General features: G+C 61.9%; 14 protein-coding genes. All 14 read left to right on the forward strand.

Translation table 11 applies throughout. The features are described 5' to 3' along the window. Window positions 1–63 precede the first annotated feature (63 nt). The 14 genes from gyrA to rfaE1 all read left to right on the forward strand — a co-directional run bounded on the left by gyrA (window position 64) and on the right by rfaE1 (window position 16,516). Window positions 64–2,742 (forward strand): DNA gyrase subunit A, encoded by a 2,679-nt coding sequence (gene gyrA / locus OPV09_RS07985; RefSeq protein WP_034751809.1) that lies wholly within the window; start codon window positions 64–66, stop codon window positions 2,740–2,742. A gap of 151 nt (window positions 2,743–2,893) precedes the next feature. After that, window positions 2,894–3,478: a DUF2059 domain-containing protein gene (locus OPV09_RS07990; protein WP_034751808.1), complete on the forward strand. Its 585-nt coding sequence runs from the start codon at window positions 2,894–2,896 to the stop codon at window positions 3,476–3,478. A gap of 28 nt (window positions 3,479–3,506) precedes the next feature. Then, window positions 3,507–4,598, forward strand: coding sequence for a 3-phosphoserine/phosphohydroxythreonine transaminase (gene serC, locus OPV09_RS07995; protein WP_338681112.1), 1,092 nt, complete (start codon window positions 3,507–3,509; stop codon window positions 4,596–4,598). A gap of 179 nt (window positions 4,599–4,777) precedes the next feature. Next, on the forward strand, window positions 4,778–5,848 hold the full coding sequence (pheA, locus tag OPV09_RS08000) for a prephenate dehydratase (RefSeq protein ID WP_034751850.1): 1,071 nt from the start codon (window positions 4,778–4,780) through the stop codon (window positions 5,846–5,848). A gap of 149 nt (window positions 5,849–5,997) precedes the next feature. Continuing rightward, window positions 5,998–7,104, forward strand: coding sequence for a histidinol-phosphate transaminase (gene hisC, locus OPV09_RS08005; RefSeq protein WP_034751805.1), 1,107 nt, complete (start codon window positions 5,998–6,000; stop codon window positions 7,102–7,104). A gap of 4 nt (window positions 7,105–7,108) precedes the next feature. After that, window positions 7,109–8,017, forward strand: a complete 909-nt coding sequence (locus tag OPV09_RS08010) for a prephenate dehydrogenase (protein ID WP_338681113.1) — start codon at window positions 7,109–7,111, stop codon at window positions 8,015–8,017. An 18-nt stretch (window positions 8,018–8,035) separates the two neighbouring features. Next, entirely contained in the window at window positions 8,036–9,391 is a 1,356-nt protein-coding gene (gene aroA / locus OPV09_RS08015) for a 3-phosphoshikimate 1-carboxyvinyltransferase (protein WP_338681115.1), read from the forward strand. Window positions 9,392–9,512: 121 nt separating this feature from the next. Next, the gene (gene cmk / locus OPV09_RS08020; RefSeq protein WP_046682679.1) at window positions 9,513–10,181 is read left to right on the forward strand and encodes a (d)CMP kinase; all 669 of its coding nucleotides are present in this window, start codon (window positions 9,513–9,515) and stop codon (window positions 10,179–10,181) included. Between the two features lie 118 nt (window positions 10,182–10,299). After that, window positions 10,300–12,012, forward strand: coding sequence for a 30S ribosomal protein S1 (gene rpsA, locus OPV09_RS08025; protein ID WP_071650172.1), 1,713 nt, complete (start codon window positions 10,300–10,302; stop codon window positions 12,010–12,012). A 20-nt stretch (window positions 12,013–12,032) separates the two neighbouring features. Further along, window positions 12,033–12,338 carry an integration host factor subunit beta gene (locus OPV09_RS08030; RefSeq protein ID WP_008446215.1) on the forward strand — a complete coding sequence of 102 codons (306 nt, stop codon included), beginning with the start codon at window positions 12,033–12,035 and terminating at the stop codon, window positions 12,336–12,338. A gap of 256 nt (window positions 12,339–12,594) precedes the next feature. Further along, window positions 12,595–12,897, forward strand: coding sequence for a LapA family protein (locus OPV09_RS08035; RefSeq protein ID WP_034751796.1), 303 nt, complete (start codon window positions 12,595–12,597; stop codon window positions 12,895–12,897). Window positions 12,898–12,943: 46 nt separating this feature from the next. After that, window positions 12,944–14,119: a lipopolysaccharide assembly protein LapB gene (gene lapB, locus OPV09_RS08040; protein WP_034751794.1), complete on the forward strand. Its 1,176-nt coding sequence runs from the start codon at window positions 12,944–12,946 to the stop codon at window positions 14,117–14,119. 79 nt (window positions 14,120–14,198) lie between these two features. After that, entirely contained in the window at window positions 14,199–15,566 is a 1,368-nt protein-coding gene (locus OPV09_RS08045) for a UDP-glucose dehydrogenase family protein (RefSeq protein WP_072454428.1), read from the forward strand. Beyond that, window positions 15,563–16,516 carry a D-glycero-beta-D-manno-heptose-7-phosphate kinase gene (gene rfaE1 / locus OPV09_RS08050; RefSeq protein ID WP_338681139.1) on the forward strand — a complete coding sequence of 318 codons (954 nt, stop codon included), beginning with the start codon at window positions 15,563–15,565 and terminating at the stop codon, window positions 16,514–16,516. Before OPV09_RS08045 ends, rfaE1 begins: the two co-directional genes overlap by 4 nt. The last annotated feature ends 17 nt before the right edge of the window (window positions 16,517–16,533 follow it).

The following is a 16,533-nucleotide window of genomic DNA, read 5'->3' on the forward strand; positions in this document are numbered from 1 at the left end:
GTATTGCGTCATACATTGCGTAACAGATAAGTTAACCACAGCCTGAGATCAGTCGAACCGCCAATGGATCAATTCGCAAAAGAAACAATTCCTATTTCCCTCGAAGAAGAGATGCGCAAGAGCTACCTCGATTACGCCATGAGCGTGATCGTCGGTCGCGCCTTGCCCGATGCGCGCGATGGCTTGAAGCCAGTGCACCGCCGCGTCTTGTTCGCGATGCATGAAATGAATAACGTGTGGAACCGCCCTTACGTCAAGTGCGCCCGCGTGGTCGGCGAAACCATGGGTAAATACCATCCCCACGGCGATGCCTCGATCTACGACACACTGGTGCGCATGGCGCAAGATTTTTCGCTGCGCTACATGCTCGTCGATGGCCAGGGCAACTTCGGTTCCGTCGACGGCGACGGCGCCGCGGCAATGCGTTACACCGAGTGCCGCCTGGACAAGATCGCCAGCGAGCTGCTGGCCGATATCGACAAGGATACCGTCGACTTCCAGCCGAACTACGATGGCAAGGAAAAGGAACCGACGGTCTTGCCGACGCGTATCCCGAACCTGCTGATCAATGGCTCGTCCGGTATCGCGGTCGGCATGGCGACGAACATTCCGCCACATAACATCACCGAAGTCATCGACGGTGCGCTGCACGTGCTGCGCAATCCCGAGTGCACGATCGATGAATTGATCGAGCTGATCCCGGCGCCGGACTTCCCGACGGCCGGCATCATCTATGGCGTGTCCGGCGTGCGCGACGGCTACCGGACGGGCCGTGGCCGCGTCGTCATGCGCGCCAAGACCCACTTTGAAGAATACGGCAAGGATGGCGGCCGCATCGCCATCATCGTCGACGAGCTGCCATTCCAGGTCAACAAGAAATCCTTGCTGGAACGTATCGCTGAAAACGTGCGCGACAAGAAGCTCGACGGCATTTCCGACATCCGCGACGAATCCGACAAGTCGGGCATGCGCGTGGTGATCGAGCTGAAACGGGGCGAAGTACCGGAAGTGGTGCTGAACAACCTGTACAAGCAGACCCAGTTGCAAGACACCTTCGGCATGAACATGGTGGCTCTGGTCGATGGCCAGCCGAAGCTGCTGAACCTCAAGCAGATGCTGCAATGCTTCCTGTCGCACCGCCGCGAAGTGGTCACGCGCCGTACCGTGTTCGAACTGCGCAAGGCGCGCGAACGCGGCCACGTGCTCGAAGGCCTGGCGGTCGCGCTGGCCAACATCGATGACTTCATCGCCATCATCAAGGCCGCGCCGACGCCGCCGATCGCCAAGGTCGAGCTGATGGCCAAGGCCTGGGATTCGTCCGTCGTGCGCGAAATGCTGGCCCGCACGGGCGACGGCACGACGCCGGGCGGCGTGGACGCCTACCGTCCGGAAAACCTGCCGAAGCACTACGGCATGCAGACGGATGGCCTGTACAAGCTGTCGGACGACCAGGCGCAGGAAATTCTGCAGATGCGCCTGCAGCGCCTGACCGGCCTGGAACAGGACAAGATCGTCAACGAGTACAAGGACGTGATGGAACATATCGCCGACTTGCTCGACATCCTGGCCAAGCCGGAACGCGTCACCGTCATCATCACCGATGAAATGACGGCGGCGAAGAACGAATACGGCGCAGGCAACAAGGACGTGCGCCGCTCGCAGATCGAGTTGAACGCGACCGACCTGGAAACGGAAGACCTGATCACGCCGCAGGACATGGTCGTGACCCTGTCGCACACCGGTTACATGAAGGCCCAGCCGATCACCGAATACCGCGCGCAGAAGCGCGGTGGCCGCGGCAAGCAGGCGATGGCGACGAAAGAGGAAGACTGGATCGACCAGCTGTTCATCGCCAATACGCACGACTACATCCTGTGCTTCTCGGATCGTGGCCGCATGTACTGGCTGAAGGTGTGGGAAGTGCCGCAAGGCTCGCGCAATTCGCGCGGCAAGCCGATCGTCAACATGTTCCCGCTGCAGGACAACGAAAAGATCACCGTGATCCTGCCGCTGTCGGGCGAGAACCGCACGTTCCCGGAAGACCATTATGTGTTCATGTCGACCAGCCTGGGCACCGTCAAGAAGACGCCGCTGAAGGACTTCAGCAATCCACGCAAGGCCGGCATCATCGCGGTCGACCTGGACGACGGCGACTTCCTGATCGGCGCGGCGCTGACCGACGGCCAGCACGACGTGATGCTGTTCTCCGATTCGGGCAAGGCAGTGCGCTTCGACGAAAACGACGTGCGTCCGATGGGCCGTACGGCGCGCGGCGTGCGCGGCATGAACCTGGAAGAAGGCCAGCACGTGATCGCCCTGCTGGTGGCCGAGAACGAGCAGCAGTCGGTGCTGACGGCCACGGAAAACGGTTACGGCAAGCGTACGCCGATCACCGAGTACACGCGCCATGGCCGTGGCACGAAAGGCATGATCGCCATCCAGACCAGTGAGCGCAACGGTAAAGTGGTTGCCGCGACCCTGGTCGATACCAGCGATGAAATCATGCTGATCACCACCGGTGGCGTATTGATCCGCACCCGCGTGTCGGAAATCCGCGAGATGGGCCGCGCGACGCAGGGCGTGACCCTGATCGCCGTGGAAGACGGCACCAAGCTGTCCGGCCTGCAGCGCGTGGTGGAAACGGATATCGACGAAGTCGAGCTGACGACGGAGGCGGATACCGCGCCTGCGCCGGCAGCGGCTGAACCGGCCGATCCTGTCGATCCGGCCCAGCCGGAGTAAGATGATTGGGGCTCTTTCGGGAGCCCCAATTGCTATTGGCGCGTGCTTATGCCGCCAGCAGAATTGCGTAGGTCGGCTTAGCCCGTCGGGCGTAAGCCGACAGGTCTTCCGGCCGCCACCCTTTTACCAGTCATTCAAGACCCCGCATGCCATGAGAAAAATCGTCGCCACCTTCTTCGCCGCGTTTTCGCTGGCCTTCCTCGCGACCCTGCCGGCCCTGGCCCAGAGCACGCAAGCCACGCCCGTGCGCCAAGCGGCGCCCAGCCCCGCCATGAAAGTGGCCGTGCGGCGCATGCTCGACGCGATGCAGTTCCCGCAACTGACGCGCAGCATCTTCGACCAGATGCTGCAATCGGTGCCCGCCATGATCCGCCAGTCGGCGCAGCAGCAAATCAACAGCAACCCGAAACTGGACGAGCAGCGCAAGGCGCGCGCGCTGGCCAGCGCCGAGGAAGAAATCCCCCTGGCCATCGCCACCTTGACGCAGGTACTGGCCGACCCGACCCTGATCGACGAGCTGGGCGACGAAATGGTGCCCCTGTACGCGCGCTTTTACACGGTGCAGGAAGTCGAGCAGCTGACGGCCTTCTACAAGACGCCGCTGGGCCGCAAGATGCTGGCGACCATGCCGCAACTGTCCGCCGAATCGATGGCCATCAGCCAGCGCGTGCTGATCCCCCGCGTGAATGCCGTGCTTGACCAGGTCATGCGGGCGGCCACGCAGTCGCCCCAATAAGATTTTCATTTTTGCCAAGGATCGTATCGTGACCCATATCTACAATTTTTCAGCCGGCCCCGCCGTCCTGCCCAAGGAAGTGCTGGCGCAAGCTGCCTTTGAAATGCAGGACTGGCATGGCAGTGGCATGTCGGTGATGGAAATGAGCCACCGTGGTCCCGAATTCATCTCCATCTACAAGCAGGCCGTGGCCGATCTGCGCGAACTGCTGGCCGTGCCCGATAACTACAAGATCCTGTTCCTGCAGGGCGGTGGCCTGGGCGAAAACGCCATCATCCCGATGAACCTGGCGGGCCTGGCCGCGCAGCAGCCGGCCACCGTCGACTTCGTGCATACGGGTTCGTGGTCGGGCAAGTCGATCCAGGAAGCGGCCAAGTACGCCAACGTCAACGTGGCCGCGTCGTCCAAGGCCGCCCATTTCGCGGGCGTGCCGCCCGTCTCCGAATGGAAGCTGACGCCAGGCGCCGCCTACCTGCACATCTGCACCAATGAAACCATCGACGGCGTGGAATTCCAGCAGGCGCCGAACGTGCCGGCAGGGACCACCATCGTGGCCGACATGTCCTCGCACATCCTGTCGCGCGTGATCGACGTGTCGCAATATGGCGTCATTTTCGGCGGCGCGCAGAAAAATATCGGCCCGGCCGGCCTGACCCTCGTCATCGTGCGCGAAGACTTGCTGGGCAAGGCGCTGCCGATCTGCCCGTCGGCATTCGACTGGACCATCGTGGCCGAACATGAGTCGATGTACAACACGCCGCCCACCTACGGCATCTATATCGCCGGCCTGGTTTTCCAGTGGCTCAAACGCCAGGGTGGCGTTGCGGCCATGGAACAGCGTAATATTGAGAAAGCGGCTCTGCTGTACGCAGCGCTCGATGCGGACGACTTCTACCAGAACCGGGTCGAGCCCGCATACCGCTCGCGCATGACCATCCCGTTCTATCTGCGCGATGAAAGTCTGAACGACGCATTCCTGGCCGGCGCCAAGCAGCGCGGCCTGCTGCAACTGAAGGGCCACAAGTCCGTCGGCGGCATGCGTGCATCGATCTATAACGCGATGCCGATCGAGGGCGTGCAAGCCTTGGTCAATTATTTGAACGAGTTTGCCGGACGCTAGAATGCCTGCCAAAAAGTCCAAGGCGTTGTTGCATTGCCTTGTCGTACATTCGTACTGCCAGCGGCAACGCGCCTAGCCCTGATCATTTTGTCCGGCATTCTCATGAGCAAGCGCGCCGGCCCGCCGCCGGCGCAGGCCGTGCGGCCATGATTGAAGTACAGCTGACGAAACAAACCACCATGACCGATAAATTGAAACCGCTGCGCGAACAGATCGATGCGATCGACGCGCAAATCCTCGAACTGCTGAACCGCCGCGCGCAAATCGCCCAGCAGGTGGGCCACGTGAAGGCCGAAACGCAGGCGCCCGTGTTCCGTCCCGAGCGCGAAGCGCAGGTGCTGCGCGGCGTGGCCGAGCGCAATCCCGGCCCCATGGGCGACCGCGAAGTGCAGACCATCTTCCGCGAAATCATGTCGTCGTGCCGCTCGCTGGAAAAGAGGGTCACCGTGGCGTATCTGGGCCCGGCCGGCACCTTCAGCGAACAGGCCGTGTATCAGCAGTTCGGCAGCGCCGTCGAAGGCTTGCCGTGCGCGTCCATCGATGAAGTATTCCGTTCCGCCGAAGCGGGCACGGCGGACTTCGGCGTCGTGCCGATCGAGAATTCCTCGGAAGGCGCCGTCAACCGCACGCTGGACATGATGCTGCAGACTAGCCTCATCATCAGCGGCGAGGTGGCCATTGCCGTGCACCACAGCCTGATGACGAAGAGCGGCAACATGGAGGGCGTCACGTCCATCTGCGCCCATTCTCAGGCGCTGGCCCAATGCCAGGTGTGGCTGAACCAGAATTATCCGCACGTGGCGCGCCACGCCGTGGCCTCGAACGCCGAGGCGGCCCGCATGGCCGGCGAAGATGGCACGGTGGCCGCGATTGCCAGCGAACTGGCCGGTGCGCAGTACAAGCTGGGCGTGGTCAAGGGCCATATCCAGGACGACCCGCACAACCGCACGCGCTTTGCCGTCGTGGGCACCTTGCAGACGGCGCCGTCGGGCAAGGACCAGACCTCGCTGGTATTGGCCGTGCCGAACAAGGCGGGCGCCGTGTACCAATTGCTGGCGCCATTGGCCAAGCACGGCGTGTCGATGACGCGCTTCGAGTCGCGCCCGGCGCGCATGGGCAGCTGGGAGTATTATTTCTATGTCGACGTGGAGGGGCACGTGCACGATGCCGCCGTGGCGCAGGCGCTGGCCGAGCTGCAGAGCAATGCGGCGTTTTTCAAGGTGCTGGGGTCGTATCCGGTCAGTCTGTGACTTCGATTGATGCCTGTGGTGGTGTCGGATTACGCTGCGCTAATCCGACCTACCCGACATACGGTAAGCTGTAGCTTGGGTTAGCGCAGCGTAACCCAACAAACCATCTCCATTGACTGCCATTCATTCACCAACTTTTAAAGAACACCATGTCTAAAAATATCGGTCCAGAATACGTCCGCGCCATCGCCCCTTACCAGAGCGGCAAGCCGATCGCGGAAGTTGCGCGCGAATTCGGCCTCGACGAGGCAGCCATCGTCAAGCTGGCATCGAATGAAAACCCATACGGCATGCCGGAATCGGCGAAGCAGGCGATGATCGCCGCCATTGATGACCTGGGCCGCTATCCGGACGCCAACGGCTTCGACTTGAAAGCCGTGCTGTCCAAGCGCTACGACGTGCCGGCAGACTGGATCACCCTGGGCAATGGCAGCAACGACATCCTGGAAATCGCCGCGCACGCGTTCGTGCAGCATGGCCAATCCGTCGTCTACTCGCAGTATTCGTTCGCCGTGTACGCGCTGGCCACGCAAGGCCTGGGCGCGCGTCACATCGTCGTGCCGGCGCAAGCCTACGGCCATGACCTGGACGCGATGGCGGCGGCGATTGCCGATGATACGCGCCTGGTCTTCATCGCCAACCCGAACAACCCGACCGGCACCTTCCTGACGGCCGCGCAGCTGGAAGCGTTCCTGCAAAAAGTGCCGGCGCATGTCGTCGTCGTGCTGGACGAAGCCTACAACGAATTCCTGTCGGCCGACGACCAGTACGAGTCGACGGCGTGGGTGCGCCAGTATCCGAACCTGGTGGTGTCGCGCACCCTGTCGAAGGCCTACGGCCTGGCCGGCCTGCGCATCGGCTTTGCCATCGCCCAGCCCGTGCTGACGGACCTGATGAACCGCATCCGCCAGCCGTTCAACGTCAATTCGCTGGCGCAGGCCGCCGCGATTGCCGCCTTGAACGACAAGGCCTTCCTCGAGCAAAGCGCGCGCAACAACGCGGCCGGCTACCAGCAGTTCACGGAAGCGTTTGCGCAACTGGGCCTGGAATACGTGCCGTCACACGGCAATTTCGTGCTGGTCAAGGTGGGTGACGATGATGAGGCGGGCGCGCGCGTGAACCTGGCGCTGCTCAAGCAAGGCGTGATCGTGCGTCCCGTCGGCAGCTACGGCTTGCCGCAATGGCTGCGCATTTCCATCGGCCTGCCGCAGGAAAACGCCATCTTCATCGCCGCGCTGACGAAAGCGCTGGCCTGACGATATGACGACGCCTGCACTGAACAAGGTAGTGATCTTTGGCGTAGGCCTGATCGGGGGCTCGTTCGCGCGCGCCCTGAAACACGCGGGCGCGGTTCAAACCGTGGTCGGCATGGGCCGCTCGCCGGCGTCGATGGCGCGCGCGCTCGAACTGGGCATCATCGACGCCATCGGCGGCGACATGGCGCAAGCCTTGCATGGCGCCGACCTGGTGCTGCTGGCCGCGCCCGTGGCGCAGACGGGCGCTATTTTGGCGTCCATCGCGCCGCATCTGCAGCCGGGCACCATCGTGACCGATGCGGGCAGCACGAAGAGCGACGTGGTGGCGGCCGCGCGCGCGGCGCTCGGTGGCAAGGTGGGGCAATTCGTGCCCGGCCACCCGATCGCGGGGCGCGAGACGAATGGTCCCGATGCCGCCATCATCGACCTTTATCAAGGCAAGAAGGTGGTGCTCACGCCGCTGGCGGAAAACGCCGCGGACGACGTGGAACGGGTGGCGGCGGCATGGCGCGCCTGCGGCGCCATCCTGCACACCTTGAGCCCCGAAGAACATGACAAGGTGTTTGCCGCCGTCAGCCATCTGCCGCATCTGCTGGCCTTTGCGCTGGTCGACGACATCGCCAACAAACCGCACGCGGGCCTGCTGTTCCAATACGCGGCCAGCGGCTTTCGCGACTTTACGCGCATCGCCGGCTCATCGCCGGAAATGTGGCGCGACATCAGCCTGGCCAACCAGCCGGCGCTGCTGCACGAACTGGACGCCTACCTGGCGCAGTTGACGACCTTGCGCGCCCACCTGGCCGCGAACGACGGCGCCGCCATCGAGGGCGTGTATGCGAACGCCCAGCACGCGCGGCAGCAATGGATCGAGGCGATTGAAACGGCGGAAGTGCCGGCCGCGCCCACACGATAAATACTCAAGGATTCCAGCATGACCCAGACCAAGCACTACCCCCACCATATCGATTTGAAACCGGTGATGCACGCCGAAGGCACGGTGCGCCTGCCCGGCTCGAAAAGCATTTCCAACCGCGTGCTGCTGCTGGCCGCGCTGGCCAAGGGCACGACGAAGATCATCGACTTGCTCGCCTCCGACGACACCTTCGTCATGCTGACGGCCTTGACGTCGCTGGGCGTGAAATGGACGCAGGATGAATTGACGGGCGACCCGGCCACGGCCCACCAGGTGCACCACGTGGAAGGCTGCGGCGGCGTGTTCCCGCACCACGAGGCGGACCTGTTCATGGGCAACGCCGGCACGGCGATCCGTCCGCTGACGGCGGCCCTGGCCGTGATCGGCGGCGATTACACGCTGCATGGCGTGTCGCGCATGCACGAGCGCCCGATCGGCGACCTGGTCGATGCGCTGAACGCCGTCGGCACGCAGATCGAATACACGGGCGAGCAGGGCTTCCCGCCGCTGCGCATCCGCCGCGGCCACATCCACGCGCAGCGCATCGCCGTGCGCGGCAACGTATCGAGCCAGTTCTTGACGGCCCTCCTGATGGTGGCGCCGCTGATGGCGCGCGACCATGCGGTCACCATCGACGTCACGGGCGAGCTGATCTCGAAGCCGTACATCGAGATCACCCTGAATCTGATGCGCCGTTTCGGCGTGACGGTTGAGCATGACGGCTGGCAGTCGTTCACCGTGCAGCCGGGCCAGCAATATCAAAGCCCGGGCACGATCCACGTGGAAGGCGACGCGTCGTCGGCTTCGTACTTCCTGGCGGCCGGCGCCATCGGCGGCGGTCCCGTGCGCGTGGAAGGCGTTGGACGCGACAGCATCCAGGGCGACGTGCGCTTCGTCGAAGCCTTGCAGCAGATGGGCGCGACCATCACCATGGGCGAGAATTGGATCGAAGCCCGTTCAAACGGCGTGCTGAAAGCCGTCGACATGGACTTCAACCACATTCCCGACGCGGCCATGACGATCGCCGTGGCGGCCCTGTACGCGGACGGCACCTCGACCTTGCGTAACATCGCCAGCTGGCGCGTGAAGGAAACGGACCGCCTGGCCGCCATGGCCACGGAATTGCGCAAACTCGGGGCCGAAGTGGAAGAGGGCGCCGACTACCTGCGCGTGACGCCGCCGGCCGAAATCGCCGCCGCCACCATCGACACGTATGACGACCACCGTATGGCCATGTGCTTCTCGCTGGCCTCGCTGGACGGCGCCGCGCGTCGCGGCAACGAGATGCGCATCAACGACCCGAAATGCGTGGCCAAGACCTTCCCCGAGTATTTCGCCGCGTTTGCGGGGATTGCCAAAGACAGTCTTATTTAACCGAAGGCAAATTTGGGGTCAGACCCGCAGGGGGAATGCCTTCCAATGGAAGGCATTCCGATCCGCCAGGACTGACCCCAGCTCTTGTTTTTGGGTTTAGTTTTTTTAAAGTGACAAAATAATGCCGACCTCCCACATCCCAGTCATCGCCATCGACGGCCCCACCGCTTCCGGCAAGGGCACGGTGGCGCACCGCGTGGCCGACAAGCTGGGCTTTCATTACCTGGACTCGGGCGCGCTGTACCGCCTGACGGCCTTGAGCGCGCTGCGCCGCGGCACGGACTTGCGCGACGAGCACGCGCTGGCTAAGCTGGCCGAACACTTGCCTTGCCACTTTGCTAATGGCGAGATCCTGCTGGCGCAGGAAAACGTCACCGAGCAGATCCGTGCCGAAGAAGTGGGCAATACGGCGTCGAAGATTGCCGTGTTGCCAACCGTACGCCAGGCGCTGGTCAGCTTGCAGCTGGGCTTTCGCAAGACGCCGGGCCTGGTGGCCGACGGGCGCGACATGGGCACGGTGATCTTCCCGCACGCCCAATTGAAGGTGTTCCTGACGGCCAGCGTCGAGGCGCGCGCGCAACGGCGCTACAAGCAATTGATAGACAAGGGTTTTTCTGCTAATATGGAAGACCTTCTGATGGATTTGCAGGCGCGGGACGAACGTGATACTCACCGTGCGATTGCGCCGCTGGTCCCTGCGGAAGGGGCGCATGTTCTCGATACGTCGGAAATGACGGCAGATGTTGCCGTTGAAACCGTGTTGAAATGGTATGCCGCCGCAGCAAAATAGCGTGTTGTTGTGCTATGTGGTGCCCGTTGACGGCTCCTGGCCTGTCCGGGTGTGTCAAAAACCTAACCCAGTTTAAGTCGCATCGTGCGATCTCTGCTGGATAACCTGTGTGAACCCTATGTCTACTGTTACAACTAACGAATCTACCGGTATGGAAAGTTTTGCTGCGCTCTTCGAGGAATCGTTGTCGCGTCAAGATATGCGCTCCGGCGAAGTTATTTCCGCTGAAGTCGTGCGCCTCGACCACAATTTCGTGATCGTGAACGCTGGCCTCAAATCCGAAGCATTCATCCCTGTCGAAGAATTCAAGAACGACCACGGCGAACTGGAAGTCAAAGTTGGTGACTTCGTTTCCGTGGCGATCGAATCGCTGGAAAATGGTTTCGGCGATACCATCCTGTCGCGCGATAAAGCCAAGCGTCTGGCTTCGTGGCTGGCTCTGGAAAAAGCGATGGAATCGGGCGAAATCGTCGTCGGTACCGTCAATGGTAAAGTCAAAGGCGGTCTGACCGTGTTGACCAACGGCATCCGCGCATTCCTGCCGGGCTCGCTGGTTGATACCCGTCCTGTCAAAGACACCACCCCATTCGAAGGCAAAACCCTCGAATTCAAAGTGATCAAGCTGGATCGCAAGCGTAACAACGTGGTTCTGTCCCGCCGCGCCGTCATCGAAGCTTCGATGGGCGAAGAGCGTCAGAAACTGATGGAAACGCTGAAAGAAGGCACGGTCGTGACCGGCGTCGTCAAAAATATCACCGACTACGGCGCGTTCGTGGATCTGGGCGGTATCGATGGCCTGCTGCACATCACCGACCTGGCATGGCGCCGTGTACGTCACCCGTCGGAAGTACTGACGGTTGGCCAGGAAATCACCGCCAAAGTCCTGAAATACGATCAAGAGAAAAACCGTGTTTCGCTGGGCGTGAAACAACTGGGCGACGATCCTTGGACCGGTCTGTCCCGTCGTTACCCACAAAGCACCCGTCTGTTCGGTAAAGTAACGAACCTGACCGACTACGGCGCGTTCGTTGAAGTGGAACAGGGTATCGAAGGTCTGGTACACGTTTCCGAAATGGACTGGACGAACAAAAACGTTGCTCCTAACAAAGTTGTCCAACTGGGCGACGAAGTAGAAGTGATGGTTCTGGAAATCGACGAAGAGCGTCGTCGTATCTCGCTGGGTATGAAACAGTGCAAAGCCAACCCTTGGGATGACTTTGGCGTAACCCACAAGAAGGGCGATAAAGTCCGCGGCGCGATCAAATCGATCACCGACTTCGGCGTGTTCATCGGCCTGGCCGGCAACATCGACGGTCTGGTGCATTTGTCCGACCTGTCCTGGACCGAAACCGGCGAAGAAGCCGTGCGTCGCTTCAAGAAAGGTGACGAACTGGAAGCCATCGTTCTGGCCATCGACGTTGAGCGCGAGCGCGTTTCCCTGGGCGTCAAGCAACTGGAAGGTGACCCATTCAACAACTTCGCAGCCATGAACGACAAAGGCTCGCTGGTAACCGGTACCGTTAAATCGGTTGAGCCTAAAGGCGCCGTGATCCAACTGTCCGAAGAAGTTGAAGGCTACCTGCGCGCTTCCGAAATCTCGCGCGACCGCGTTGAAGATGCTGGTACGCACCTGAAAGTCGGCGACACCGTTGAAGCAATGGTGCTGAACATCGACCGCAAAGCCCGTGGTATCCAACTGTCGATCAAAGCGAAAGACAACGTTGAAACCCAGGAAGCCATGCAGAAGATGGCAGCTACCGACAACAACGCAGCTTCGGGCACCACCAGCCTGGGCGCCTTGTTGAAAGCTAAGTTCGATAACAAGAACTAAGACTTCGCGGATACTGGCAGATGACAAAGTCCGAGCTGATCAACCGCCTCGCTGAGCGTTATTCTCAGCTGGTGGCGAAAGATGCGGAGTATGCCGTCAAGACCATTCTCGATGCGATGACCAACGCCCTGGCGACCGGTCAGCGTATCGAGATCCGCGGTTTTGGCAGTTTTGCCCTGAACAGCAGGCCCCCGCGTATCGGCCGCAACCCGAAATCCGGCGACAAGGTGATGGTTCCCGAAAAACGGGTACCCCACTTCAAGCCGGGCAAACAGTTGCGCGAGCGCGTGGACGCGATGGTCGGGCAACCGATTATCGAGGATTAATCGTCTGCTGGAAGGCGGAAAATAAAGAGCGGCGTCCTTGGATGCCGCTTTTTTTTGTTAATATGCTGTAGAGCACTGCTTAAACCTACTGCGCGGCGCGCTTTGCGGCCGGCGATGCTCACCGTACTTCAGTACGGTTGCGCTTCTCGGCCACAAATCACTGCCGCTCGCTACGGTTTGATCAGCACTCTACGTTTGCGCCATTTGCCATTTGCCATGTCGCACTGGTATTTTTTTGTTCACTCTGGACCTATCGATGAAAATCATCTCCACCATCGTTGGCTGTGTTCTTTTCGTCCTGTTCTTCAGTTTTGCGCTGAAGAATGCGCAGGTTGTCGACCTGCATGTTTTCCTCAATTATGAAATTCGCGGCCCCCTGGTCCTGATGCTGCTGGGCTTTTTTGTCGCTGGCGCGAGCCTGGGCGTACTGGCCCTGACGCCGACCGTGTTCCGTCACCGCCGCGAAGCGACCAAGCAAAAAACCACCATTGCCGCGCTGCAGACCGTTGGCGTGGCCAGCAATGTCCAGCCGCAACCGGACAGCGTGAGCGCGCAGTAAGCGCCGCCGTCGCTCCTATCTCTCTTACTCGAATAAAAACAATCGCATGGATTTTGAACTCTGGTGGCTATTGGGTATCCCGATGTTTTTCGCGCTGGGCTGGATCGCCGCGCGCGTGGACATTCATCAACTGGTGTCCGAATCGCGCAGCCTGCCGCGCAATTATTTCAAGGGCTTGAATTTCCTTCTCAACGAGCAGCATGACAAGGCCATCGACGCCTTCATCGAAGTCGTCAAGCTGGATCCGGAATCGGCCGATATGCACTTTGCGCTGGGCAATCTGTTCCGCCGCCGCGGCGAAACGGAGCGCGCAATTCGCGTACACCAGAACTTGCTGGCGCGCCCGGACCTGCCGCTGGAACAGCAGGGCCACGCCGCCTACGAGCTGGGCATGGATTACCTGAAGGCGGGCTTGCTGGACCGTGCCGAAGAAACCTTCAACAGCCTGATCGACACGCAATATGCGGCCCAGGCGCGCCGCGCGCTGCTGGAAATCTACCAGCGCGAAAAGGAATGGCCACGTGCCATCGAAGCGGCTGTGGGCTTGCAGGAATCGGGCGCCGGTGCGCGCCAGAAGGAAATCGCCCAGTTCTATTGCGAACTGGCGCATGACGCCCTCGTGCACATGAAGCCGGACGACGCCATGCCGCTGCTGGAAAAAGCCCTGCAGACGGACCGCAAGAGCGTGCGCGCCACCATCCTGACGGGCGACGTGCTGCTGGCGCGCGGCGACGTGGAAGGCGCGCTGACCACCTGGCGCCGCGTGGAGCAGCAAAGTGTGCCGCACGTGGCCCTGGTGGCGCAGCGCCTGATGGATGGCTATACCAAGCTGGGCCGTCCACAGGAAGGCGTCAACCTGCTGCGTTCCTACCTGGAAGAGGCGTCGTCGATCGACCTGATCGAAGTCGTCTTCAAGGCCGTCATCGAGCTCGACGGCGTGGAAGCGGCGAAGCAGCTGGTCAGCGCCGAGCTGCGCCGCACGCCGACCCTGCTGGGCCTCGATAAACTGCTGGAAGCGCGCATGATGGATGCGCCGGCCGCGATCTGGTCCGAGCTGTCGATGGTGAAAAACCTCGTGCACGGCTACACGCAGAAGCTGGCCCGCTACCAGTGCAGCCACTGCGGTTTCAAGGCGCGCCAGTTCTACTGGCACTGCCCTGGCTGCAACAAGTGGGAGACTTACCCACCACGCCGCACAGAAGAACTCAATGTCATGAACTGATTCGTACACGTCACCTTGCCCTGAGCAATGTGGCGTGTACTTCTATGTAAGACCTGCTTTTTATCCATACGGTACATCCATGAAAATCACTATTATCGGCACCGGCTATGTTGGCCTCGTGACCGGCGCCTGCCTGGCGGAGCTGGGCAACGACGTCTTTTGCCTCGACCTGGACGCACAGAAGGTCGCCTTGCTCAACAGCGGCGGCATTCCCATCCATGAACCGGGCCTGGAAGAAGTCGTGGCGCGCAACCGCGCCGCCGGGCGCATGACCTTTTCCACCGACATTGAAGCGGCGGCCGCGCACGGCGTGATGCAATTCATCGCCGTCGGCACGCCGCCCGACGAAGACGGCTCGGCCGACCTGCAATACGTGCTGGCCGCCGCGCGCGGCATCGGCAAGTACATGACGGACTTCAAGGTCATCGTCGACAAGTCCACCGTGCCCGTCGGTACGGCCGAAAAAGTACGCGCCGCCATCCAGGGCGAACTCGATGCGCGCGGCGTGGCCGCCACGTTCTCGGTCGCGTCGAACCCGGAATTCCTCAAGGAAGGCGCGGCCGTCGAAGACTTCATGCGCCCCGACCGCATCGTCATCGGCGTTGACGCCACGCCGGAAGGCGAGCGCGCGCGCGAACTGCTGAAAAGCCTGTACGCGCCGTTCAACCGCAACCACGAACGCACTTACTGGATGGACGTGCGCTCGGCCGAATTCACGAAGTATGCGGCCAACGCCATGCTGGCCACGCGCATCTCGTTCATGAATGAACTGGCGAACCTGGCCGACAAGGTGGGCGTCGACATCGAAGCCGTGCGCCACGGCATCGGCTCCGACCCGCGCATCGGCTACAGCTTCCTGTACGCCGGTTGCGGCTATGGCGGTTCATGCTTCCCGAAAGACGTGCAGGCGCTCGAACGCACGGCGCGCGGCCACGGCCAGGAATTGCTGATCCTGCGCGCCGTCGAAGCCGTCAACGACCAGCAGAAGCAGGTGCTGGGACGCAAAGTGGTCACTCGCTTCGGCGAAGATCTGACGGGCCGGCATTTCGCCGTGTGGGGATTGGCCTTCAAGCCGAATACGGATGACATGCGCGAAGCGTCGGCCCGCGTGCTGCTGGCCGACTTGCTGGCGCGCGGCGCCACCGTGGCTGTGTACGACCCCGTCGCCATGGCCGAGGCGCGCCGCGTGCTGCAACTGGACTTGACGCCGGAGCAATTGGCCAAGGTGCGTTTTGCCGACAGTTCGAAGGATGCGCTGCAGGACGCCGATGCGCTGGTCATCGTGACCGAATGGAAAGCCTTCCGCAGCCCTGACTTCGAGCAGGTCAAGGCGCGCCTGAAGCAGGCCGTGATCTTTGACGGACGCAACCTGTTCGAGCCGGCCGTCATGGCCGAGAATGGCATCGAATACCACGGGATCGGTCGCTCGATCCTGACGCGCGCATGAGCGCCCAAGAGGTGGTCGCCTTGACGGCGCCGGCCGCGTTGGCCCAGGTACGCCTGCTGGTGGTGGGCGATGTGATGCTGGACCGCTACTGGTTCGGCGACGTCAGCCGTATTTCGCCGGAAGCGCCCGTGCCCATCGTGCGCATCGAGAAGCGCGAAGAGCGCCTGGGCGGTGCTGCCAACGTGGCGCGCAACGCGGCCGCGCTGGGAGCGAAGACGAGCTTGCTGGGCGTCGTCGGCGACGACGAGGCCGGCAGCCAGGTCGAACGCCTGCTCGAGGGCGGCGGCATCCACAGCTATCTGCAGCGCGATGCGGCCATTTCCACCATCATCAAGCTGCGCGTGATCGGCCGCCAGCAGCAGATGCTGCGCATCGATTTCGAGGATGCGCCCAGCGATACGGTGCTGCGCGACAAGCTCAAGCAGTTCAATGCCCTGTTGCCGCACTACGATGTGGTGATCCTGTCGGACTACGCCAAGGGCAGCCTGGTGAACGTGGCCGAGATGATCAAGGCGGCCCGTGCGGCTGGCAAGATCGTCATGGTCGACCCGAAAGGCGATGATTTCAGCCGCTATACGGGGGCGTCAGTACTCACTCCGAATAAATCGGAACTGCGCCGCGTGATCGGCAACTGGAGCACGGAAGAGCAATTGACGGAACGCGCGCAGCAGATGCGCGCGCAGCTGGGCCTGGACGCCTTGCTGCTGACCCGTTCCGAAGAAGGCATGAGCTTGTACACGGCCGATGAGGTGCTGCACATGCCCACCGATGCGCGCGAAGTGTTCGACGTCTCGGGCGCCGGCGACACGGTGATCGCCACCATGGCGGCCATGCTGGGCGCCGGCATGGGCCTGGGCGAGGGCGTGCGCACGGCCAACCGGGCTGGCGGCATCGTCGTCGGCAAGCTGGGTACGGCCACCGTCACCCGCGACGAGCTGTTCCCGCAGTAACTATGCTGTATCACCTG

The organism is Janthinobacterium sp. TB1-E2 (assembly GCF_036885605.1).
GTDB classification, from domain to species: Bacteria; Pseudomonadota; Gammaproteobacteria; order Burkholderiales; family Burkholderiaceae_D; genus Janthinobacterium; species Janthinobacterium aestuarii.

What these genes read in the sequence shown, in the direction of transcription:
- lapB (WP_034751794.1), top strand. Translation starts at nt 12,944, where the DNA reads ATGGATTTTGAACTCTGGTGGCTATTGGGTATCCCGATGTTTTTCGCG.
- hisC (WP_034751805.1), top strand. Translation starts at nt 5,998, where the DNA reads ATGTCTAAAAATATCGGTCCAGAATACGTCCGCGCCATCGCCCCTTAC.
- cmk (WP_046682679.1), top strand. Translation starts at nt 9,513, where the DNA reads ATGCCGACCTCCCACATCCCAGTCATCGCCATCGACGGCCCCACCGCT.
- pheA (WP_034751850.1), top strand. Translation starts at nt 4,778, where the DNA reads ATGACCGATAAATTGAAACCGCTGCGCGAACAGATCGATGCGATCGAC.
- OPV09_RS08045 (WP_072454428.1), top strand. Translation starts at nt 14,199, where the DNA reads ATGAAAATCACTATTATCGGCACCGGCTATGTTGGCCTCGTGACCGGC.
- OPV09_RS08035 (WP_034751796.1), top strand. Translation starts at nt 12,595, where the DNA reads ATGAAAATCATCTCCACCATCGTTGGCTGTGTTCTTTTCGTCCTGTTC.
- aroA (WP_338681115.1), top strand. Translation starts at nt 8,036, where the DNA reads ATGACCCAGACCAAGCACTACCCCCACCATATCGATTTGAAACCGGTG.
- OPV09_RS08030 (WP_008446215.1), top strand. Translation starts at nt 12,033, where the DNA reads ATGACAAAGTCCGAGCTGATCAACCGCCTCGCTGAGCGTTATTCTCAG.
- rfaE1 (WP_338681139.1), top strand. Translation starts at nt 15,563, where the DNA reads ATGAGCGCCCAAGAGGTGGTCGCCTTGACGGCGCCGGCCGCGTTGGCC.
- OPV09_RS08010 (WP_338681113.1), top strand. Translation starts at nt 7,109, where the DNA reads ATGACGACGCCTGCACTGAACAAGGTAGTGATCTTTGGCGTAGGCCTG.
- OPV09_RS07990 (WP_034751808.1), top strand. Translation starts at nt 2,894, where the DNA reads ATGAGAAAAATCGTCGCCACCTTCTTCGCCGCGTTTTCGCTGGCCTTC.
- rpsA (WP_071650172.1), top strand. Translation starts at nt 10,300, where the DNA reads ATGTCTACTGTTACAACTAACGAATCTACCGGTATGGAAAGTTTTGCT.
- gyrA (WP_034751809.1), top strand. Translation starts at nt 64, where the DNA reads ATGGATCAATTCGCAAAAGAAACAATTCCTATTTCCCTCGAAGAAGAG.